We start from the raw sequence: 22,503 nt of genomic DNA on the forward strand, positions 1-22,503 counted from the left end.
ACCTGTTCAACCTATCAGCACTGCTTCAAACAGCCGGTTCATACTTGCAGTGCTGCCGGGCTGTGTTAAACTCCTGCCAACTTTGCGTCCATGGAGGCTGACCAGCCCATGCCATATCAATCACTATCAACCCACATACTACTGATTATCTGCCTGTTCTTATCTTCTACCGTGGCGACCCATGCGGCTCAAACCGACAATCAACCGACGGCACAAACCACGGCTACGGTGGTGGTTTTCAACCGTCCGGTGGTTGAATTCCGTGCTCCATTGCTGGGGGTTCCGATTGGAGAGCGGGCACAGCGGGCCAGTGAGGTATTGCGCCGTATGCTGGCTTCCAGCACCAGCGGCAAGGTCACCACTCAGCAGATTCCCCAGGGGATTTCCATTATGCTGGACGGGGTACTGGCCTTTACCATGGTGCCTGAAGATGCTGACCCACTGAAACAGGAATCCCTGGAACAGGCGGCCAAAAATGCCGTAGCCGCCCTGGAACTGGTGGTCCGGGAAACCCGAGAAGCACGCGACCTGAAGCTCTTAATGCATGCAACAGGCTTTGTGCTGGCTGCCACCCTGGCATTTCTGCTGCTGGTCTGGCTGCTGCACCGGGCCAGAAAATGGCTGACCTTCCGCCTGGCCAGTCTTGCCCATACCCATGCAGAACGTCTCAGCGTGGGTGGCGAGTCGCTGATGAACCGCGAGCGACTGCTGCAACTGGTGCGGCGGGCAGTCACACTGGCATACTGGGCACTGGTCCTGTTTCTGTTCTACGACTGGCTGGGTTTTACCCTGGGACGGTTTCCCTATACCCGGCCCTGGGGAGAGCGACTGACCCAGTATCTGCTTGATCTGATCGCCCGCTTTGGGGGCGCCATTGCCCGCACCATACCGGATCTGCTGGTGGCAGTCCTGATCTTCCTGATCGCCAAGTTCATCATTGACCTCCTGAAAACCGTCTTTGAGCGGGTTGAGCAGGGCAAGCTGCAGCTGGCCTGGCTGGACCAGGACACGGTCAGCCCCACCCGTCGCCTGATCTCGGCCGGTATCTGGCTCTTTGCCCTGGTAATGGCCTATCCCTACCTGCCCGGCTCCGGCACTGAGGCGTTCAAGGGGCTTTCGGTACTAATCGGCCTGATGGTCTCGTTGGGGGCTTCCAGCCTGGTGGGTCAGGCGGCCAGCGGCCTGATCCTGATGTACACCCGCACCATTCGGGCCGGTGAGTATGTCCAGATCTCCGGTCACCAGGGCACTGTCATGGAGCTGGGGCTGTTCACCACCCGGATCCGCACCGGCCTTGGTGAAGAACTAACCCTGCCCAATGCCCTGATCCTCGGCAATGTCTCCCGCAACTACTCCCGCACCGTGGGTGATGGCTTTATACTGGAGACCGGCGTGACCATCGGCTATGACACCCCCTGGCGCCAGGTACATGCCATGCTGATTGAGGCTGCAACACGCACCCCCGGTGTACAGTCTGATCCCGGCCCCCGTGTCTTTCAGACCGCCCTGTCTGACTACTACCCCGAATACCGGCTGGCCTGTCAGGTTTTGCGGACAGGACCAACCCAGCGTGCCGAGGTATTAAGCACCCTGCATGCCAATATTCAGGATGTCTTTAACGAGTATGGCGTACAGATCATGTCGCCCCACTATCTGGGAGATCCCCCTGAAGCGAAGATAGTACCCAAAGAGCAGTGGTATCAGGCACCTGCCCAGAAAGCGGAACCGTAATGCCGCAGGCATTTGTACCGCTTACCAACGTCGATGCCATCAGCCGGGCACTGGAACGTCTGACCGTAGCGGTTGACGATCCACTGCCGCTGCTGGTGCAGCTGTTTGATGCAATACGGCCTGAGCGTAGCCGGGACCATGCAGAGGCGTTGCAGCGTTGGCGCAGGATGTTGCAGCTACTGACTATCCCCCGCTACCACGATGGTCTGCGTACCGCCCTGCTGACGCTGTTTGCCCAGCGCCGCCAGCTGTCGCTTTACAGCGAATCCGGCCTGCTGCCTAACACCGGTTTTTTCTCTGAACTGCATCGCAAGCTGGTGCATCGCATCCTGCCGGAACTGGCAGATCCTGCTGAGCTGCGGGACTGTATCCGACTGCTGTTTCATCGACCAGGCGACGGGGTCTGGCTGAGCACGATCCCCCTTGAAGAGCAACTGGCCTTTTGGCAACTGCTGACACCACCTTCACCACGGATGCTGGAGCAGCTGAGCGAGGCCTGCCTGGTACTGTCCCACCGGATCTGCGCCATGGGGCTTGAACCGGAACTGCTGCGGGTACTGCCACAGCTGAAGACAAGCCGTTCTCCGTTTCTGGCACTGCATGAAGAGCTGGCCTGGTTCACCGTCGAGGCGTTGCGGATTGAGGATGAGACCTCCCCCAATGAAGAGGACAAACGGCACCTGTTGGTGCTGACTGACCAATGCCACGAGGTAGTACGTCGTGCCCATCAGCAGGCAACCGCCGTGGCCGGCACCAGCATGTCGCTGACCTTTCTGCTGACCAGACTTGAGCAGCACCTGCAGCGGCTTGAGCTATTGGTGGAGGTGCTGGCGATCCGGGTGCAGACCGTACCGGACAGCCTGGTGGTGGAACGCTGGAGCGCTTTTCTGGCTGATGCGGTGCTGGGTGAGCTGCGGCGCAACAGCCTGAGCAAGCATTTTGCCGATCTAAGCGGCCAGATGGCACTACTGGTTACAGAAAATGCCGCCCGGACCGGAGAACACTACATCGCCTCGGATCGGCAGGAGTGGTGGGGGATGCTGCGGGCCGCTGCCGGGGCAGGAGTAATCATCGCCCTGCTGGCGCTGGTGAAGATCAAAGGGGCTGGCCTGCATCTGCCGATCCTCAGCCAGGGGTTGCTGAACGGCCTGATCTATGGGGGTGGTTTTCTACTGGTGCATCTGCTGCACTTTACCATCGCCACCAAACAACCGGCCATGACCGCTGCTGCCATTGCCGCAACCGTCTCCCAAACCAGGGGACGGCTACGGGATCAGGAGCGGCTGCTGGAGCTGATGATAAGCACCGCCCGCAGCCAGTTTGCAGCAGTACTGGGTAATGTTGGCGTGGCCTTCCCGCTGGCATTGCTGATCGGCCTGGTGGTCGGCCTGCTGCAGTATGAGCCGGTCTCATCGGCAAAGGCCCATACTCTGGCCCAGGAACTGAACCCGTTTACCACACTTTCGCTCTTCTATGCCGCCATCGCCGGTATCTGGTTGTTTGTAACCGGCCTGATCTCCGGCTATATCGACAACCTGTCAGCCCATAGCCAGGTCGGCCCGAGGATTGCCCGGCTGCCCTGGCTTAAGCGGCTAACCGGCGCAGCTGGTGCCGGACGGATCGGCAGCTATATCAGCAGCAATGCCGGCGGCCTGACCGGCAACCTGTTTTTCGGCCTGATGCTGGGGGTTACCCCGGCGGTTGGCCAAATGCTAGGTCTGCCACTGGATATCCGCCACATCGCCTTTTCAGCAGCCAATATCGGGTATGCTGTGGCCAGATTCAATTTTATACTGCAGCCATCCCTGCTGCTCTCAGCTGTAGCCGGAGTCATGCTGATCGGCCTGATCAACCTGCTGGTCAGCTTTTCCCTGGCGCTCTGGGTGGCCATGCGCTCACGGGGGGTGCCATTCAGCTCTGTCCGTTCGCTTCTTTTGCCGCTACGCCGCCGTCTGTTCAGCCATCCCCTGGAATTTATGCTGCCGGTGGAGCCGCGCCAGGAGCCCCGTACCCCCTGATATTAATTGGCCTGATAATAGTACCGGTTCAGATCCAACAAACCGCCATGTGTTGTATTTTCACTGTCAAATCGTTTTTGAAACCAATCGTAGGAATCCCAGAAACGCTCATCAGCCCGGTTGATCCCATATTTACCAAGTCTCGCCAGATCCTCCGGTGTCCCCTTGAAATTTGCCAGCAGATCAAAGAAATCCGGCAGATTATTCTCTGTCACATCAAAAAAGTAGTTGGGATACGGACCGATCAGGCCGGGGATAAAATCGGCATCATCCTTGGTCGGGTCCAGACGGCCATCCTCGCCAAACAGGAAGGCCACGTTATCATGCCAGCGGTTGATCACAATTGAATGAACCAGATCTTTGCCGTTGTTAAGTCGAATCCGCAGATAGGCAAGGTTTGAGTTGGAGTCGTTGACCATCGCCACAAACGGCATGCCGGGCCGGGCAAGGGAGCGGAAGGCCCGCATATAGTCACCCATGGTGCGGAATTTTTCCGGCAGTTTTGGATAGCTGGCCCCGGCCCGCAGGTAGTTAATCGGATCAAAGCCGATACCGGTTGCCGGCAACAGGTGCTTGTCCACAACATGCTCAACAAATTCCCGCTTGGGGTCACTGGTGGCAAAGGTGATCTTCGCTGGTCGTGGCGAGGGAAAGTAATCCACTTTTTTCAGATCAAGCCCCAGATACCAGGACTGCATCAGCTCCTGCCGTTTGTCCGCTGGCAGGAAATCAAGAAAGCTGCTCTCTCCTTCCATCCGCAGCGTATCCATGTACAATCGTAATGACAGCTGGTGGGCAACGTTGCCATAGACATCAAATCCGGCCACCAATGCGTAGTAAATCCGCTCCAGCAGGGGATAGTCAATCACCCAGAGCGTCTTGGGCAGGTTGCCCAACGCCCCTTTGTGTACGGTGGCATTATCAAAATGGCGGTAAATCGTCAAAAGTGGTGCATCAGTGGCCTGATTGCCCTTCCAGATAGCACTGTAATCCTGTCCGGCATAATGATGGGCTGCATAGAAATTCTGCCGCGCCTGGTAAAAAGTAAGTGCCCCCTTACTATAGCGATCCGTAACCGCCGAGAAGATCCCCATATTACTGCCCTGCTCAATCGGCATCCGCAGGTTGTCGTTAAGCAATCTGATAAAACCGGGATAGGTAACCGCCAGATCATGGTCAGGGTCCATGAACATCACCCAGAAGTGGTCGTTGATCACGTTCAGGGCGATTTGCCCCTTACAGACCGGACCATGGACAAAGGTCATGATAATATACTGGGCATTATCCAGCAGAAACTGATAGCGGGAGCGGGGCGGAATCTGCTCAAAAGAGCGAAACGGATTGGCGCTCAACTGTGCTTCGTAGCCCACCAGATGTGGGGTTTGCAACCACTCCGGCTGGATAAACAGTTCCTGAATCCGCTTCATTCGGGCATCATCCAGCTCAACAACCATATGGGTCTTGTGGACGATGGTTGCATGAATTTTTCTGAAACGGTAGTAGACCCGTGGCACACCGGGATCATCGTAGGGCCGTACGCTTGGGATCAGGTCCAGCGGATTGCCAAGTGCGGTGCGGGAACGGACCAGCTCATAAAACTCATTGGTACTGGTAGCAAATTTCAGGTGAGCCAGAAAGAGATGTTCGTACAGATAGCGAGCGGTCATGCCGTGCTTGGCATCGTCCTGATTCAGAAATGACTCCCACTGGCCTATGGCACGGGCATCTGCTGCTTTGGGGCTGGTTAGGGCTGACTGTTGCGCCTGGTCCGGTCCTGTAGCCCCCTGCATCAGCCAGCCTGCAATCAGATTAAATTCATCCTGCTTCAGGGGCGGAAAACCAAACGGCATACCGCGATTGGGGTGCTTGGCAAGGTAGCCGCCTAATTCGCCCTGATCCTTGGCACAGGTCAGATCATCAACTTCAGACCGGTATTCACCGCTGCTTTTGGGATTTTTGATCTTGTGGGCCAGCATCTGGATCATCAGCGAATCATTCAAATTGCCGGACACCGTACTCTGGGTGACGCTGAAGAACTGTTTTTTTCTCCACTGTTCCGTTGTCTGGGCATCAATAAACAGGCGGGTCGGCTCCATGGTATGCAGGCGGGAAGCGTTATACACCGCCTGCTTTGAGGCACCGCGGTCAAGCCCCTCAAAAGAATCAAGCTTAAGTTGACAGGGCGAGTTGTAGCAGGAATGGCAAACCGTGCAACGCTTATCCAGCAACGGCTTGACCTCTTTCTGGTAGTTAATCTGGTGGGTGGGGGGCGTTATCACCACCGGCGGCAGCGGCTTGGCAAAGCAGCCCGCCAGAACCAGGGTCAGTAACAACAGGGCACAACGAAAAAGCGGGGAGACAGGACGCATACGAGCTGTCCTCCTTAACATGATGGGTGATGGATACAAAAAAAGGGCTACGACAGTACATGCGTAGCCCTTTGAATAGTATGGCGGAGAGGCAGGGATTTGAACCCTGGGTACGGGATTAGCGTACACACACTTTCCAGGCGTGCTCCTTCAGCCACTCGGACACCTCTCCAGGAAGAACTTTTTTATTTACAGGAATAGGCTCTGTTTGTCCAGAATTTTGATGAGGGGCTTTTCAGGGGCATCAAATAGGGGTACAGTACACGGCATGGATACGGTCAAGCATATCGGTATTATTGTGGCAATGCCTGAGGAACGGGTTGCCTTGGTCAAGCGGCTGCAGCAGGTCAAGCGGCGTCTGATGGACGGCACCCCTTTTTATCAGGGTCTGCTGGAGGGGCGTAAGGTTACCGTAGTTGAAGGCGGCATGGGAACCGCTGCCGCCGCCCGCGCAGCACGGCAGCTGATTGGCACAGACCGACCAAGCATACTGTTGTCTGCAGGATTCTGCGGTGCCATTCGCCCCGGCGCCCAGGTGGCCGATCTGATACTCTGCAAGAAGCTCTTCACCGACAACGAAAACGGCCTGCACGAAGTGACTCTGCCGGGGAGCGAACTGACCACTGCACGGTTGTCCGCTGAACTGCAGCACAGAGGGTTACGGACCTGGCAGGGCAGCTTTATTACCACCGGAAGGATCGTCACCAAAAGTGCCTGTGCCGAAACCCTGCCTGAAAACCTGCCGACCCCGGTGCTGGAGATGGAGAGTGCCGCCGTTGCTTTGGCCGCTGCCGCCGCAGGGATCCCGTTTTTAGGGATACGTGCCATCAGCGATGATGCTGCCGAAGAACTGGGCTTTTCGCTGGATGAGCTGACCGATGAACAATTACGAATCAGTATTCCCCGCGTATTATTCACCTGCCTGAAAAAACCACGCATTATCCCCCAACTGGCACGTTTGGCCGCCAACAGTGGCAAAGCCGGGAAAAACCTTGGTATCGCCCTGCAGCAGATCCTACCGATGCTGTAGTCAGCGTACCGCTTGACCGCACCAATTTCTGCCTGTTTTCCCCTGCATAACTTGCTTGCATTAGCACCAAACTGCGGTACGCTTCTCCCTACAACCTTGGCACATAAAGCGATACCTGCCACGCCACACTGACCTGCTTTGTTCGGCTTTAAAAGAGGTGCGTACGGTGGAAATCAATATGATCCTCCAGAAGCTGCACGGACTTTTCCTGGGAACCCTGCGCCGTCAGCTGATCTTCGGTGTAGCGGTGGTACATGCCCTGATGATGACCCTGTTCGTCGGCGACCTGACCATGCGGCAAAAGGCGCTGTTGCTGGAGCGCCAGACCGAACAGGCGGTTGCGCTATCCGCCACTCTGGCCACATCATCGGCTGGCTGGCTGGCAGCAAATGACCTTGCAGGGTTACAGGAACTGGTAGAGGCGCAACGCCACTATCCCGAACTTCAGTTTGCCATGCTGCTGAATACAGAAGGAAGGGTTCTGGCCCATACTGACCGTTCCCGCATCGGCCTTTACCTGCTTGATCTGCCCAAGACATCACAGCAGACCATACTTTCAAAAACTCCTGCCCTGGTTGATAACGTGGTCCCCGCCATGATCGGCAGCAGACAGGTCGGTTGGGCCCGGGTTGGTGTTGGCCAAAGGGAGGGAAGCAGAAAGCTGGCGGAGATCACCAGAAACGGTATCTTCTATGCCCTGACCACCATCGTCATCGGGTCGCTGATCGCCTGGCTAATGGGCCGCCGGATTACCAGCAGACTTTACCTTGTCCAGCAGACCATTGATGAAGTCAGCTCCGGGAACCGGAGTGTCCGCTCCTCAGTACCGGGGGATGACGAGGCCGCCGTCATGGCGCGGGAGTTCAACACCATGCTGGATCGGCTGGATGCGCGGGATGTCGAGCTGCGCACCAGTGAGGAGCGCTACCGTCTGGTTTTTGAAAACTCGCCGGTCTCGATCTGGGAAGAAGATTTCTCCGGAGTACGGGAATTTTTCAACCGTCTGAAGCAACAGGGAGTCACCGATCTCGATGAGTACTTCAACCAGCACCCGGAAGCGGTGCAGCAGTGTGCGGAGCTGACGAAGATCGTCAATGTAAACCATGCTGCCTTGGCATTACACGGGGCAGCAAGCAAGGAAGAGCTGTTAGCAGGTTTAGTCAATACCTTTACTCAGGAGTCGTTCGAGACCTTCCGACGGGAATTGATCTGTCTCTGGAACGGAGGGACCGAAATGGTGTGGGATGCTGTGGTCAAGACGCTTACAGGCGTCCCGCAATACGTGACGGTCTATTTCTCGGTCTGCCCCGGCTATGAAGAGTCACTTGCCAAAGTTATCGTCTCACTTGCCGACATCACTGCACGCAAACGGGCAGAAGAGGGGCTTCTTACACTGAACGATGAGCTTGAAGAGCGGGTACTACAGCGCACCGCTGAACTGGCTGATAAAAACGAAGAGCTGCAACGGATGAACAAAATCTTTGCGGGCAGGGAACGGCGGATGGCTGAATTGAAGGAGCAGATCAAGGCATTAGAAAAAATGACAACAGCATCTGAAAGGAGCCTTTAAGATGCATATAATCAGATTGCTGACCCTCATTGCACTGGCGGTAATGCTAACGGCAGGTAGCGCATGGGCCAAAGAGTACCGCATCGGCGTGTTGTACTGGTCCAGCAACATCCCCGGCCAGGTGGCCATGAGCAGGGGACTTGAGGCTGAGGCCAACAAGATAAATGCCCAGGCAACGGCTAAGAACAGACCGACTGTCAAGCTGGTGATACGGACTGCCGGGGATGGCGCAAACGGAATTGAAAACCAGATCCGCCAGATGAAGGAGCTGATCCGAGCCAAAGTGGATCTGCTGATTGTGCAACCCACCGACAACGCAGCTCTGGCCGAACCGTTGCGTCTGGCCAACCAGGCCGGGATCAAGGTGGTTGCCTATGATCAGTATATCAGCGGCGGCACCCTGGCGGCCTACCGGACCTCTGACAATTACCAAGCCGGCTATCTGGACGGCGAGTATATCGCCGCAAAATTCCCCAAGACAAAGGAACTGCGCGTGGTGCTGGTGGAATACCCCCATGTCTCCTCCACGGTGGAGCGGGTCAACGGTTTTCTGGAGGCTCTGGAGCAGGCCGGGCAAAAATACCGGGTACTGAAGTCATACACCGCTGTTGAACCGGTTGGCGGGACAAAGGCCGGTGCATGTATCCTGAAGGATTTCCCGGCCCGTGGCTCCATTGACGTGGTCTTTACGGTTAACGACGGCGGTGGGCTGGCGGTGGTGGACAAGCTGGCCAAGGCCGGTAGAAACGAGATCATGGTAGCCACTATCGACGGTGATCCTGCCTCAGTCAAAAACATCCGGGAAGGTCGACTGACAGTGATCGACTCAGCCCAGTTCTGCGGACCCCTTGGCGCTGAGGCGCTCAAGGCGGGCTATGCGCTGCTTAACAACGAAAAGGCCCCCTACCATGCGCTGGTGCCGGTATTCCCGATTACCAAAGAAACCCTAAAACAGTATCCCGGCTGGATGGGGCCGATCCCCCCGGCCTTTACCAAACCCTGGAAAAGTCCTGTACCGCAATGGCGCGGTGTTATGCGCGTTGTGAAACCGTAATACGATCAGAAAAAAGGCCGTCCCATGACCACCTCACGTAACCCGATCATCGACCGGGTAGACAGAAAACTTGCCTTCAGCTTCGGTGCCTTGACCCTGGTGCTGATGCTGCTGGTCACCAGCGTATCAAGCTACCTGTTCATCAGGCTGCAATCCCGGGAAGAAGACCGGCTGGCCGGAGCGCTGGCCAGGATCATTGGCGAATCAGTCAGCAAGGTCAGCTTCTCCGGCACCTATCATGCCCGCCTTTTTGTTGAGGAAATCAAGGCCAAAACCCCTGAGATCGACGCTGTTTCTGTTGAATCAACCGACGGCCGGATCATTGCGCACAGCGATCCCTCCCATAATGGCAGAGCGGTAAACGGCGAAGACCTTGCCATGCTTAAAACATCTCTTGCCGGCAAGACAACGGTGGTCAGTGAACGCACAACCGCACGTGGTGCAACGGTAAAGATCATTGTGCTGCCCTATGGCGGTGGCATTGATGCCGATATCGCCGGCGTCATCCGGTTGGTGGTTAATGTTGACAAGACACGCCAGGACCAACAATCCGGCATCATCGGCATGCTGCTGATAACCGTGCTGCTCTCCTGCGTGGCCGTCTTTATCATCCTGCTGCTCAGCAGACATTTTGGCTCGGCAGTCAAGGAACTGGCCATGCAGTTGCAGGCCATCCTCGATAACTCTCCGGCCTTGATCTACGTGAAAGACCGCGAGGGACGCTATCAGTTCGTTAACAAGGCCTGGCGCGAACTTTTTTGCACCAGCGGCGATAACGTCAAAGGTAAGACCGATCTTGAACTGTTCCCGGAGGAAACTGCACGCCAGTCTATGGCAAACGATCAGCTGGTCATAAATTCAGATACTCCGTTAACGATTGAAGAGCAGGCCCTGGTTGGAGGTGAGCTGCGCCATTATCACGGCACCAAGGTTGCGGTGCGGGATAGCAGTGGCACCACCTACGGACTTTGCGGCATCTCAACAGATGTATCGGAACGCAAACAGGCCGAAGACACCCTCCGTGAAAGTGAGGAACGCCTCCAGCTTGCTACCCAGAGCTCTGGAATAGGAATCTGGGACTGGGATCTCGTCACCGATAGCCTGGTCTGGGATGAGAGCATGTACCGCCTCTACGGCCTCCGGCGCGAGGATTTTAGCGGCGCTTACGAAGCCTGGTTCCGCTGCATCCACCCCGACGACACGCACTTGACCAGCGACGCCATCCAGGCTGCACTTCTCGGAGAAAAGGAATATGCCCCGGAATTTCGGATTGTTCGACCGGACGGCACCGTCAGGCTTATCCAGGCTGCGTCTAAAACTTTCAGGGATCCAGACGGCAAACCACTGCGCATGATCGGCACCAACCTGGACATTACCGAACGCAAACAGGCGGAGGAGCAGATCAGAAAGCTGAATGACGAACTTGAACAGCGGGTACAACAACGCACAGCAGAACTGATGGAGCGGAGCCGCGAGCTGCAGGACAACCAGCAGGCCCTGATAAATATTGTGGACGACCTGAACCAAAAGACTGAGGAGCTCGAACAGGCCAATGCAAAATTGCATGACCTGGATCAGCTGAAATCCATGTTCATCGCCTCCATGAGCCATGAGCTGCGGACACCGCTTAATTCGATCATCGGTTTTTCCAGTATTATCCGTGATGAATGGCTTGGTCCGGTCAATCCTGAACAGAAGGAAAATCTTGATACCATCCAGCGTTCAGGGAAACATCTGCTGAGCCTGATCAATGATGTAATCGACGTTTCCAAGATTGAGGCAGGCAGGATTGAAGTACGTCTGGAAGAGTTTGATCTGTATGACCTGTTGATGGAAGCGGTTCAGTATCTGGAAAAAGATCTCCGTGAAAAACAGCTGGATCTGCACCTGAACATAGATCATCGCCCGGTCTGTACTGACCGGCGCAGGTTATTGCAATGTGTTATCAATCTGCTGAGTAACGCCGTGAAATTTACTGAGCAGGGCGGGATCACCGTTACGGCACAGTTTATGGCAACCGGACCGGTTGTGATCGCTGTTCAGGATACCGGCATCGGCATTGCCGAGGAGGATATTCAGCAGCTCTTTAAGCCGTTTGTACGGATCACGTCACTGCTGAAAACCGTTACGCCAGGCACTGGACTGGGTCTGTATCTGACCAGAAAGCTGGTTGTGGAAGTACTGGGCGGTGATATACTATGCACAAGCACTGTAGGCACGGGGAGTACCTTCACGTTGAGGATTCCGGAGCGTATATATGAAAAAGGTACTGGTAGTAGAGGATAACAGTGATAACCTGCGGCTGATCAGCTATGCCCTGCGGCGCCACGGCTACGAAGTGATTGCTGCTGAAACCGGCGAAAAAGGGGTGGAGCTGGCCATAGCCGAACGCCCTTTCTTCATTATAATGGATATCAACCTGCCCGATATCGACGGCCTTGAAGCCACCCGTCGCATTCGTAAAAGTGGCGCCAACGGCAGCATTCCAATTATCGCCATCACCTCCTATGCCATGGCCGGGGATATGGATCAGGTGCTTGCAGCCGGATGCACCGGTTATTTTGAAAAGCCGATTGATCCATTGACTATCCTGGACAAGATCCACGTTCTACTTGGCATAACGGAACAGACAGCAGCCGATTGAGAGGGATAGCGATGAATGTCCTGATTGTTGAAGATGACACCTGCGCCCGAAAAATGTTGCGCATTACCCTTGAACACTACCTCTGTACTGTTATTGAGGCAGTGGACGGGCAGGAAGGACTTGAGCTGGCTTACCGTCATAGGCCTGATGTCATCATATCCGATGCCCTGATGCCCCGCATGGACGGTTTTCAACTGCTGCGGGCGCTTAAACGGGACCCCGAACTGCGCGTGATCCCCTTTATTTTCTACTCATCAACCTACACCGGCGAAAAAGAACACGAACTGGCCCTTTCCCTCGGGGCAGAGGCCTTTATCAATAAACCGACAGAACCGGCAGAACTATGGGAAAAGACCTGCAGCATTATGCAGGCCTGGGAGGCACGGCAAAAAATGCCTGCTCATCCAGCTATTGATGAGAGTGACGAACAGTACCTGCGCGAGTACAGCCAGATTGTGGCTACCAAGTTAGAGGAAAAGGTCAGGGAACTGGAAGATGCATTGGCCTTGCGCAAGCAGGCTGAAGAGGAGTTACGCCGCCTGAATATTGAGCTGGAACAGCGGGTTGCCCAGGAAGTACAAAAAAATCAGGCCAAGGATCGCATTCTGGCGTATCAGGCACGACTTACGGCCATGGGTGAAATGCTCAGTAACATAGCCCATCAGTGGCGACAGCCACTTAACAATGTCTCGTTGATTGTTCAAAACCTGCAGGCCGAATTCGACGATGGTGCGCTTACAAAAGTCTCATGCAGTGAGTATGTGGGCGAGTGCATCAACATCCTGATGTATATGTCAAAAACCATTGATAATTTCTGCGCGTTTTATCAGCCGGACTCCGGTCGCCAATCCTTTGATCTGTATCATGCCATCGCGGAATCAACCACCCTGATCAAGGAAGACCTGGAATCCCGTGGTATTACCCTTAGGTTGGTTAAGGATCACGATTTAGCTGTGCATGGGTTTAAAAAAGAGTTTTCCCAGGTGCTCTTGAACGTCATCCAGAATGCAAAGGAAGCGATTCTTCTGCGCCAGTCTGTGGCTCCATTTGTTGAAATCGTCTGTTCACCTGCAGACGGGTTTGCACGGGTAACGATCAAAGACAATGGTGGCGGTATCCCATCAGAGATACTGGATAAGATTTTTGACCCGTACTTTACCAGCAAGTTCAAGTCACAGGGTGCCGGTATGGGACTGTACATGTCCAAGATGATTATTGAAAAGCATATGGGAGGCAAAATTTCAATTGCCAACACCGTTGAAGGCGCAGAAGTCACCATTGAATTGCCGCTTGAATCTGGTTCGGTTGCTTAACCTGTAGAACAAACCTGCTCGGCTACCACCTGCCCAGCGGTGACCAGGGGTAATCCTTGAGATGCTCCCGCAGCTCCTCTTCGCGGTAACGGTTGACCCGCTGCAGGGCCAGTACGGTTACCAATACAATCGGCAGAGTAAAGATGAAGATGCCGGTCATGGCCAGCAGCTTCTCACCAATCCAGAGTGTCACCCCCCAGTTAAACAGCAACACGGAAAGGTACAGAATCGGCCCCAGCAGTGATCTGAATGGCATCATGAAGATGCCACGCGGAGTTTCCGTCTCCTGCCTGCGATCAACCCACTGAAAGGCAGCCACCAGCACAAAGCTGGTCAAGAGCCAGCCGATGTAGTTGGACAGCGGCACTCCGAAATGCACCCCCACCTCTTTGTAACCGTAGATCTGCCCTAGAAACCAGCGGCTGCCCTGTAGTGCCACCGGATCAATGATAATATCCAGAAAAGTCTGCAGGAACGCACCCAGTACCAGGGCTGCCCATGAGCTGCGGATAGTACGGGTCTCCAGGGTGATCAGGTCTGAACCACGGGTCGCCAGGGGGGACAGAATCAGCAGGGCGGTGGTGTAGCTGCAGTAGGTCAGAAAGACGTAGGAGAGCGAGTCAAAGAACGGCACCCCCCAGATCCAGAGCTCTTTGGTCTTGGTGGTGTCTATGTAGTAGTACCAACCGTAGGGGATACCGGTGGTGATGGACAGCTTCTCAGAGATAAACGCGATCAGATAGCCCACCCCGGTGAAGGTCAGGGTCTTTTTCCAGCCCACATGGGGGACGCAGGCCAACAGAAACGCAGCAAAAAAGGCGAACACATAGGGACGCATGGTGAAGGTGCCGATGGCGATGTCGAGCATGGGAATCCTGTACGAAAACAGGGGCGCAGCCAACTGCACCCCTTAGGTAAGATAGTTATTTTTGGCTGATTGCCAGGGCCTGATCCACATCCGCAATTAGATCATCAATATGCTCAATCCCCACCGACAGGCGGATCAGATCCGGGCTGACCCCGGAAGAAAGCTGCTGCTCTTCGGTCAGCTGGCGGTGGGTAGTGCTGGCCGGATGCAGTACGCAGGAACGGGCATCTCCCACATGCACCACCAAGGCGATCAACTTGCAGGCCTCCATAAACTTCTTGCCTGCTGCTGCCCCACCCTTGATGCCAAAGGTCAGCACACCGCTGGCACCCTTGGGCAGGTATTTCTGTGCCCGGGCATGGCTGGGGTGACTGGCCAGCCCAGGGTAGCAGGCCCATGACACAAAGGGATGGGATTCCAGGTGTTTTGCCAGCGCCAAGGCATTCTCACTATGGCGCTGCATCCGCAGCGGCAGGGTGTGCAGCCCCAGGTTGAACAGGAAGGCATTCATCGGCGCCACCGTGGCCCCCAGATCCCGCATCAGCTGAACCCGCGCCTTGATGACATAGGCTGCCGGGCCAAAGGTCTTAACATACTGCATGCCATGGTAGCTGGTATCCGGCTCCACCAGCTCAGGGAACTTACCATTATCCCAGTTAAAGTTGCCACCATCCACAATCACACCGCCTACGCTGGTGGCATGGCCATCAATATACTTGGTGGCTGAATGAACAATGATGTTGGCCCCCAATTCAAAGGGACGGCAGAGGTAGGGGGTTGCCATGGTGTTGTCAATAATCAGCGGTACCTGTTGCGCCTTGGCCACACTGCTGAACTTCTCAAAATCCAGCACATTCATACCGGGGTTACCGATGGTTTCGGCATACAGGGCCCGGGTGGTGGGCCGGAAGGCGGCAGCAATCTCTTCTGCCGAGGCATCAGGGTTCACAAAGGTAACCTCTATCCCGAATTTAGGCAGGGTGGCTGAAAACAGGTTATAGGTACCGCCATACAGTGTGCTGGCAGAGACAATATGCTGTCCAGCCTGACAGATATTCAGGATAGCCAGACTGATGGCTGCCTGACCGGATGAGGTGGCCAGGGCTGCCACGCCTCCCTCCATCTGGGCGATTTTCTGCTCAAAGGCATCAGCAGTGGGATTACCCAGCCGGGTGTAAAAAAAGCCTGGTGCCTCCAGATCAAACAGCTTTGCCACATAATCAGCGCTGTCATATTTAAAGGTGGTGCTTTGCACAATCGGCACGATCCGCGCTTCACCAGCCTTTGGTTCGTATCCGCCCTGAATTGCCAGGGTTTCCAGCTTCCAGTTCTTGTCCATTCGATAGCCTCCTTACAAAGAGATGTTTCGCATTATGAAGTATCCGACCGCTCCGGTCAAGAACAACGCTTTTACAGAACTATTACAACGCCCATCTGACTGTTGTTGTATAGAGAATAGCATCAGTGCTGCATCGGGAGGATTGATCATGGTCAAAGAATTGAAAATTGGCAAGCATACCGCACGGTTTCCGGTTATTCAGGGCGGTATGGGAGTGCGGATATCCGGCGGAAGTCTGGCTGGCCACGTTGCCAAGTGCGGCGGAATTGGATTGGTGGCTGCAGCAGGAATCGCCCTGAACAGTGACCACTATACCGGTACCAACTATTTCCAGGCCGAGACCCAGGCCTTTCAAACCGAGCTTCGCAAGGCCCGCGCCATTGCACCGGATGGCATTATCGGCGTTAACGTGATGGTGGCGTTGTCAGATTTTGAACCGCTGGTAAAATCTGCTATTGAGGCCGGAGCCCAGGTAATTGTCTGCGGTGCTGGTCTGCCGCTTTCCCTGCCTGAGCTGACCGCCCATGCCCCTGATGTGGCCCTGGTACCGATCGCATCATCAGTTCGGGCTGCCCAACTGATTGCCCGTACCTGGGAAAAACGCTACCACCGCCTGCCTGATGCCGTGGTGGTGGAAGACCCGGACACGGCCGGTGGCCACCTGGGCGAGAAGATGGAGAATATCGGCAAGGGGGATTATGACCAGTACGCCACGGTGCGAGGGATCAAACAGTTCTTCCGTGATGAATACCATGTTGAGATACCGATCATTGCTGCCGGTGGTATCTGGGATCGGGCTGATCTTGAGCATGCCCTGGCTGAAGGTGCTGATGGCGTACAGATGGCCTCACGCTTTGTCTGCACCGAAGAATGTGATGCCGATGATGCCTTCAAACAGGCCTATCTGGACTGCAAGCAGGAAGATATCGGCCTGCTGATGTCACCTGCCGGCCTGCCTGGGCGCGCCATCCTGACCAACACCCCCAACATCCGCCAGTATGATCTTGACCACCACACCCCCTGCCGGATGGGCTGCCTCAAAAAATGCTCCTACAAGGAATCCGGCGAACGGTTCTGTATCGTCACCGCCCTGGACCGCGCCCAGCAAGGCGATGTGGAGACCGGCTTGGTCTTCTGCGGTACCAATGCCTGGAAGGCAGACAAGATCACCACGGTACAGGCGATCTTTGATGAGCTGTTTGGGGAATAATGCTTGCTGTTGCAGCATAGCTTTTAAAAACCCGCCGGTTTCCTGGCGGGTTTTTTGTTGTCTTTTTTCGTGCCATGGGGGTCAGGCCTGTCTTTCTGTAATTTTCAAAGCAGGCAGTTTAACCGGCCTCGATTCTCCGTAAGGACAGGTTCCCCCTGCTCAATTATTGATATGGCCACACAACTACAAACGCTGTCACACAATCGGCACTTGTCTTGGGAGCCACAACCGAAATAGACTAACATAAAATTTATCTTCAATTATTTTAAACAGATTGATCCAAATAGCATTGGACTGGAGGACGCAGAATGTATCTTGCACGGGATAAAAACAATGATCTGTATCTGTTCAGAATCCTTCCTGAACGACGCCGGGAGTGCTGGTGGGCTGATGCTGCACTTGACGGTTCGTACCTTCGTCTCGACAAACAACTCTACCCTGAAATCACCTGGGACACAGAACCGTTAGAGGTGTCATTAGTACCATTTCAGCAGTCTATTGATAAAACAGCCTAAAGCCCATAAAGGACATAGCCATGCAAAAAAATGAGGCCTATTTTGCCGCAATCGCAGAACGACTACGCAATGAACATCTTCCGGAAATCCCTATCCAGCATGAGTGGCTGGAGTTATCAACTCTGTTGTCACAGATGGAATCACCGCACCTGAGGGAGATCGGCCTGAATGAACTGGCCCGCCATGCAAGGCAGGAAGCGAACTTCAGACATGCGGGTAGCAGCAAAAGTATCAGCACGCACTAAGATATTTTAGCAGACTCTGCTGTGATTGCAGGTTTGAACAAGGCTGTGGCCAGCCGGGGCCGATAATCTTCAGCTTGCTGCCTGGCTTGTACCCCCGAGCTTCCCGTCAGCTTAACGCCAACCACCACGCCCCTGCCACACAGACCATACTCAGCAACCCCAGCAGCAGATTCGCCAGGCGAGGTACAGGGCCAACTCGGCCGATCAGCAACTCAACAGCCACACCCAGCGGTATGCCGGACACAAGCCCGAACAGATGCGCCCCAAGATCGGTGTTCTTTCCTTCTGAGCCAAGTACCACCAACAGCGCCACTGCTCCGGCTACCGGCAAGGGCCAGCGGTACTGCTGGTGCTGACGGTGTCTGATGACACGTACCCCTGCCAGCATCCCCACCACACCAAAAACCGCTGTTGAGGCCCCCACTGAATTGTGAGCTGCTGATTGCAGGCAGGCGTTGGCAAGATTACCCGACAGACCGGCCAGCAGTGTCAACGACCAGGACAGACCGGTTCCCCATTCCCGGCAGAGCAGAAAAACAAAAAGCCCGCCAATGGCAAGGTTACCCAGCAGATGTGACAGGTCGGCATGCAGGGTCAAGGCAGTGATCAGCCGCCACCACTCACCTGCCCTGATGCTGCCTGCCTGGACCATGCCGAGGCTGAACCAGTCCGGTAGTGCCCCGTTGATCATAACAAGGTCTGCACGGACAAAGTTGTGGAAGGCCGCCAGCAGGATCAAAATGGAAAGTGTTGCCAGTACGCTTTGATCCAGCTCACGGGTGGGGGGTGACGGCGGGGGCCAATTGCGATTCTCTGTTTCATAGCATTGCAGTTCATAGATGGCAGCCTGCAGATGCTCTTCCGGCACCAGTAGCTGCATCTCTGACTGATCAGGGGTTAGCCGATACGGGATTTCCCTGGCCGACAGAACCAGCAGCCAGACCGGCTTTACCTGTTGCTCCGCCATGCCGACTGCAGCAGGGTCAAGGGGCAGCCATACGTCCCATTGGGCGGTTACGGTTTCATTCTGAGCATCCATATTTTAACTATAATCACAGCCTGGCGGCTTTACCAGCTGCTCTGTGATTAAAATTCCATCCCTAAGGTTGAATAAGAGGTCAGGGCTCTGATTTCTGTTGACTCAGCAGCAGGCAAGTTGCTATATCAAGAAAAGTTGATTTAAGTATTTTAGGAAAACTGATCTATGCTTCTTGATGTTCTCAAAGCTCTGGCAGATGCCAGCCGTCTGCGTCTGGTGGCGATCCTGCTGCGTGGTGAATTTACCGTGCAGGAGCTGACCGCCATCCTTGCAATGGGACAGTCCCGCATCTCACGACACCTCAAGATCCTGACCGAGGTGGGGGTGTTGTCGGTTAAACGTCAGGGGACCTGGAGCTACTATCGCGCCAGCAGTGAGTCGCCCTTTTTCCACGCCATCAGGCCGGTGCTGGAACAGGAGCTGGAGACACTGCCGGAGCGGGAAAAAGATCTGGCGCAGATCGCTGCGGTGCTGGAAGCCCGCCGTCAGCGCAGTCGGCAGTTTTTTGATCAGCATGCTCGCCAGTGGGATAATCTGGCCCGCACCCTGCTTCCGGTGCCGGACTACCGGGAGCAGTTGCTGGCGCTGATACCACAAGGGAAACAGGTGGTGGAGATCGGGCTTGGTACCGGTGGCCTGCTGCCTGCCCTGACCCAAAAGGCCTGTTCCGTGATCGGGGTTGATCACTCTCCGGCCATGCTGGATGAGGCCCGCCGCAGGCTGGATGCCTCCGGTATTGCAGGGGTTGACCTGCGGCTGGGGGAGATGAACCATCTGCCGCTGCCGGATCGCTCCGTGGATTGCGCCATCCTGAACATGGTGCTGCATCACGCGGCTGATCCGCCCTCGGTGTTGGCAGAGATAAAAAGGGTGCTGGTGGGTGGTGGATCGCTGCTGCTGGCAGATCTGGCCCGCCATGAACGGGAACTGGCCCGCGAGCAACTGGCTGATCAATGGCTTGGGTTTGAAGAGGAAGAGTTACGGCACTGGCTGAAAGAGGCTGATTTCGGCACGGTTGCCATTGCACAGGTGCCGCCGCTGCAAGGTCAGGAAGCGGTGCTGTTGATACAGGCGTACACACCAACAAAGGAGAATGAACATGGGAACTGATTACATTGTAGCTGACCTTGGCCTGGCGGATTGGGGCCGTAAAGAGATTAAGATAGCCGAGACCGAAATGCCGGGCCTGATGGCTATACGTGACGAATATGCTGCCAGCCAGCCGCTGAAAGGCGCCCGGATTACCGGTTCTTTGCATATGACCATCCAGACCGCTGTGCTGATCGAGACCCTGGTTGCACTGGGTGCCCAGGTGCGTTGGGCATCATGCAACATCTTCTCTACCCAGGACCATGCTGCAGCGGCTATTGCTGCTTCCGGCGTGCCGGTCTTTGCCGTTAAAGGTGAATCTCTGGTCGATTACTGGGACTATACCCACAAGATCTTTGAATGGGCTGATGGCGGATTCTCCAACATGATCCTGGATGACGGCGGTGACGCGACGCTGTTGCTGCATATCGGCGCCAGGGCTGAAAAGGATGCCAGCGTTCTGAGCAACCCCGGCTCTGAAGAAGAGACGATCCTGTTTGCTGCCATCAAGGCCAAGCTGGCCGTTGATCCAACCTGGTATTCAACCCGTCTGGCTCAGATCAAGGGAGTAACCGAAGAGACCACCACCGGCGTCCACCGCCTGTATCAGATGCATGAGCGTGGCGAGCTGGCCTTCCCGGCCATCAACGTCAATGACTCGGTTACCAAATCCAAGTTCGACAACCTCTACGGCTGCCGCGAATCACTGGTGGACGGCATCAAGCGGGCAACTGACGTGATGATTGCCGGCAAGGTAGCCTTGATCTGCGGTTACGGTGATGTCGGCAAAGGTTCTGCCCAGGCGATGCGTGCCCTGTCTGCCCAGGTCTGGGTGACCGAGGTTGACCCGATCTGCGCCCTGCAGGCTGCCATGGAAGGCTACCGCGTGGTGACCATGGAGTATGCTGCCGACAAGGCCGACATCTTTGTCACCTGCACCGGCAACTACCATGTCATCACCCATGAGCATATGCTGAAGATGAAGGATCAGGCCATTGTCTGCAACATCGGCCACTTTGACAACGAGATTGAAGTTGCTGCCATGGAGCAGTATCAATGGGAAGAGATCAAGCCCCAGGTGGATCATATCATCCTGCCATCCGGGAACCGGATCATCCTGCTGGCCAAAGGCCGTCTGGTGAACCTGGGCTGCGCCACCGGCCACCCCAGCTATGTCATGTCCTCATCCTTTGCCAACCAGACCATTGCCCAGATCGAAATCTTCTGTAATCCAGGCAAATATCCGGTCGGCGTGTATGTGCTGCCCAAACATCTGGATGAGAAGGTTGCCCGGCTGCAGTTGAAGAAGCTGAATGCCCAACTTTCCACACTGACCAAAGAGCAGGCTGACTACATCGGCGTGCCGGTTGAAGGGCCGTACAAGGCAGAGCATTACCGTTACTAAAGAAATGCGCTTTTTCCGCAATCTCGGCGTTGGGCTTCGGATTCGGTTGTGCGGCATAGCAGATCTATGCCTCCGCCCGAATCCTTGCCCGCCTTGACCTTACGAAAAAATCAGATTTCAGGGGTTTTGGATACATTCAATGCAACCCAAAGAACTACAGAAACAGTTAAAATCAAAAACACCACCCACGGTGTTGGATGTACGCAGTGGTATGGAGTACCGCATGGGGCATATCCCCGGTTCACTGCTGCTGCCGTTCTGGAAGGTGCTGTTCAGAATGACCGGTTCATTGCCGCAGGACAAGCAGGCACAGTTGGTGCTGTACTGTGAATCCGGGGCGCGGGCCGAGATGGTTGGTTCCATGCTTGCCAAACGGGGCTACAGCAGGATCGCCTACCTGGATGGCGATATGCCCGCCTGGCGTCAGGCCGGGCTGCCGTTGGAAAAATAACACCATGGAATGTCGGGCCGGTTGCGCAGCCTGCTGTATCGCCCCCTCCATCAGCTCTGCCATTCCAGGCATGCCTGAAGGAAAACCGGCTGGTATACGTTGTGTTCAGTTGACGCTGGAAAACCGATGCCGTATCTTTGGTGAACCAGAACGTCCGGCGGTCTGCAGCAATCTGCAGCCAGACAAAGAGATGTGCGGCGAGAGCGCTGCCGAAGCGATGCACTGCCTGACAGGCTGGGAACAGTTGACACAACCGGATTGAAAGAGGGACCAGCGCATGGCTAAAGAATTATATGTGGGGCACCTGCCCTATGAAGCAACCACGGAAGATCTGCGCAGGATGTTCAGTGTGGCTGGCACCGTGACCTCAGTGCATATCATTACCGATCCTGAAACCGGCAAATCAAAAGGGTGCGGTTATGTGCGGATGGCTGATGAAGAGCAACTGAAAGAGGCGATTGAGTGTCTGGACGGTGCATTGATGGAAAACCGGGTGATTACGGTCAGCATTGCCAATCCACAAAAAGCACATGAAAAGCCACTTACCCGTGGCGCTGGCAATACCCAGCCTGGGTCGCGGCGGGCACGGGCACGCCAGAAGCCGTAACACCAG

At 55.4% G+C, this 22,503-nt stretch carries 20 protein-coding genes and 1 tRNA gene; 16 read left to right on the top strand and 5 right to left on the bottom strand.

Annotated features, from left to right (window positions below):
• Positions 1 to 108: 108 nt before the first annotated feature.
• The gene (locus B5D39_RS02660; RefSeq protein ID WP_078788834.1) at positions 109 to 1,731 is read left to right on the top strand and encodes a mechanosensitive ion channel family protein; all 1,623 of its coding nucleotides are present in this window, start codon (positions 109 to 111) and stop codon (positions 1,729 to 1,731) included.
• On the top strand, positions 1,731 to 3,749 hold the full coding sequence (locus tag B5D39_RS02665; protein WP_078788835.1) for a site-specific recombinase: 2,019 nt from the start codon (positions 1,731 to 1,733) through the stop codon (positions 3,747 to 3,749). The genes B5D39_RS02660 and B5D39_RS02665 overlap by 1 nt, the downstream gene beginning before the upstream one ends.
• Before the next feature lie 2 nt (positions 3,750 to 3,751).
• Here the strand turns inward: B5D39_RS02665 and B5D39_RS02670 are convergent, their stop codons facing one another.
• Both B5D39_RS02670 and B5D39_RS02675 read right to left on the bottom strand, forming a co-directional pair.
• Complete coding sequence (locus B5D39_RS02670) at positions 3,752 to 6,118, bottom strand: fatty acid cis/trans isomerase (RefSeq protein ID WP_078788836.1); 2,367 nt, start codon at positions 6,116 to 6,118, stop codon at positions 3,752 to 3,754.
• Between the two features lie 81 nt (positions 6,119 to 6,199).
• Positions 6,200 to 6,290: transfer RNA gene (locus B5D39_RS02675), tRNA-Ser, on the bottom strand.
• A 96-nt stretch (positions 6,291 to 6,386) separates the two neighbouring features.
• On the opposite strand from B5D39_RS02675, the gene B5D39_RS02680 reads away from it, so the two are divergent.
• The 6 genes from B5D39_RS02680 to B5D39_RS02705 all read left to right on the top strand — a co-directional run bounded on the left by B5D39_RS02680 (position 6,387) and on the right by B5D39_RS02705 (position 13,729).
• A complete protein-coding gene (locus B5D39_RS02680) occupies positions 6,387 to 7,148 on the top strand; it encodes a phosphorylase family protein (RefSeq protein ID WP_161947409.1) in 762 nt (253 codons plus the stop codon).
• 178 nt (positions 7,149 to 7,326) lie between these two features.
• Positions 7,327 to 8,718: a HAMP domain-containing protein gene (locus B5D39_RS02685; protein ID WP_139366649.1), complete on the top strand. Its 1,392-nt coding sequence runs from the start codon at positions 7,327 to 7,329 to the stop codon at positions 8,716 to 8,718.
• A gap of 1 nt (position 8,719) precedes the next feature.
• Complete coding sequence (locus tag B5D39_RS02690) at positions 8,720 to 9,772, top strand: sugar ABC transporter substrate-binding protein (protein ID WP_078788839.1); 1,053 nt, start codon at positions 8,720 to 8,722, stop codon at positions 9,770 to 9,772.
• A gap of 24 nt (positions 9,773 to 9,796) precedes the next feature.
• Entirely contained in the window at positions 9,797 to 12,058 is a 2,262-nt protein-coding gene (locus tag B5D39_RS02695; RefSeq protein ID WP_078788840.1) for a PAS domain S-box protein, read from the top strand.
• Entirely contained in the window at positions 12,030 to 12,416 is a 387-nt protein-coding gene (locus B5D39_RS02700) for a response regulator (RefSeq protein ID WP_078788841.1), read from the top strand. Before B5D39_RS02695 ends, B5D39_RS02700 begins: the two co-directional genes overlap by 29 nt.
• Positions 12,417 to 12,427: 11 nt before the next feature.
• Entirely contained in the window at positions 12,428 to 13,729 is a 1,302-nt protein-coding gene (locus B5D39_RS02705) for a sensor histidine kinase (RefSeq protein ID WP_078788842.1), read from the top strand.
• A 22-nt stretch (positions 13,730 to 13,751) separates the two neighbouring features.
• Here B5D39_RS02705 and B5D39_RS02710 read toward each other — a convergent pair whose 3' ends face one another.
• Entirely contained in the window at positions 13,752 to 14,597 is an 846-nt protein-coding gene (locus B5D39_RS02710) for a carotenoid biosynthesis protein (RefSeq protein ID WP_078788843.1), read from the bottom strand.
• Between the two features lie 55 nt (positions 14,598 to 14,652).
• Positions 14,653 to 15,936, bottom strand: coding sequence for an O-acetylhomoserine aminocarboxypropyltransferase/cysteine synthase family protein (locus B5D39_RS02715; RefSeq protein ID WP_078788844.1), 1,284 nt, complete (start codon positions 15,934 to 15,936; stop codon positions 14,653 to 14,655).
• 148 nt (positions 15,937 to 16,084) lie between these two features.
• Between B5D39_RS02715 and B5D39_RS02720 the strand changes: the two genes are divergently transcribed.
• From B5D39_RS02720 to B5D39_RS02730, 3 genes are all read left to right on the top strand, one after another.
• A complete protein-coding gene (locus B5D39_RS02720) occupies positions 16,085 to 17,146 on the top strand; it encodes an NAD(P)H-dependent flavin oxidoreductase (RefSeq protein ID WP_078788845.1) in 1,062 nt (353 codons plus the stop codon).
• A gap of 308 nt (positions 17,147 to 17,454) precedes the next feature.
• Positions 17,455 to 17,661 carry a hypothetical protein gene (locus B5D39_RS02725; RefSeq protein WP_078788846.1) on the top strand — a complete coding sequence of 69 codons (207 nt, stop codon included), beginning with the start codon at positions 17,455 to 17,457 and terminating at the stop codon, positions 17,659 to 17,661.
• A gap of 20 nt (positions 17,662 to 17,681) precedes the next feature.
• Entirely contained in the window at positions 17,682 to 17,906 is a 225-nt protein-coding gene (locus B5D39_RS02730) for a hypothetical protein (RefSeq protein WP_078788847.1), read from the top strand.
• Between the two features lie 106 nt (positions 17,907 to 18,012).
• Here B5D39_RS02730 and B5D39_RS02735 read toward each other — a convergent pair whose 3' ends face one another.
• A complete protein-coding gene (locus B5D39_RS02735) occupies positions 18,013 to 18,945 on the bottom strand; it encodes a rhomboid family intramembrane serine protease (protein ID WP_078788848.1) in 933 nt (310 codons plus the stop codon).
• A 165-nt stretch (positions 18,946 to 19,110) separates the two neighbouring features.
• On the opposite strand from B5D39_RS02735, the gene B5D39_RS02740 reads away from it, so the two are divergent.
• From B5D39_RS02740 to B5D39_RS02760, 5 genes are all read left to right on the top strand, one after another.
• Positions 19,111 to 20,055 carry an ArsR/SmtB family transcription factor gene (locus tag B5D39_RS02740; protein ID WP_078788849.1) on the top strand — a complete coding sequence of 315 codons (945 nt, stop codon included), beginning with the start codon at positions 19,111 to 19,113 and terminating at the stop codon, positions 20,053 to 20,055.
• Complete coding sequence (ahcY, locus tag B5D39_RS02745; RefSeq protein WP_244161329.1) at positions 20,045 to 21,439, top strand: adenosylhomocysteinase; 1,395 nt, start codon at positions 20,045 to 20,047, stop codon at positions 21,437 to 21,439. Before B5D39_RS02740 ends, ahcY begins: the two co-directional genes overlap by 11 nt.
• A gap of 139 nt (positions 21,440 to 21,578) precedes the next feature.
• On the top strand, positions 21,579 to 21,890 hold the full coding sequence (locus B5D39_RS02750) for a rhodanese-like domain-containing protein (RefSeq protein WP_078788851.1): 312 nt from the start codon (positions 21,579 to 21,581) through the stop codon (positions 21,888 to 21,890).
• Positions 21,891 to 21,894: 4 nt separating this feature from the next.
• Positions 21,895 to 22,152, top strand: a complete 258-nt coding sequence (locus B5D39_RS02755) for a YkgJ family cysteine cluster protein (RefSeq protein ID WP_078788852.1) — start codon at positions 21,895 to 21,897, stop codon at positions 22,150 to 22,152.
• 15 nt (positions 22,153 to 22,167) lie between these two features.
• Positions 22,168 to 22,497, top strand: coding sequence for an RNA recognition motif domain-containing protein (locus tag B5D39_RS02760; RefSeq protein WP_078788853.1), 330 nt, complete (start codon positions 22,168 to 22,170; stop codon positions 22,495 to 22,497).
• The last annotated feature ends 6 nt before the right edge of the window (positions 22,498 to 22,503 follow it).

It is taken from the genome of Trichlorobacter thiogenes (assembly GCF_900167465.1).
Taxonomy (GTDB): domain Bacteria; phylum Desulfobacterota; class Desulfuromonadia; order Geobacterales; family Pseudopelobacteraceae; genus Trichlorobacter; species Trichlorobacter thiogenes.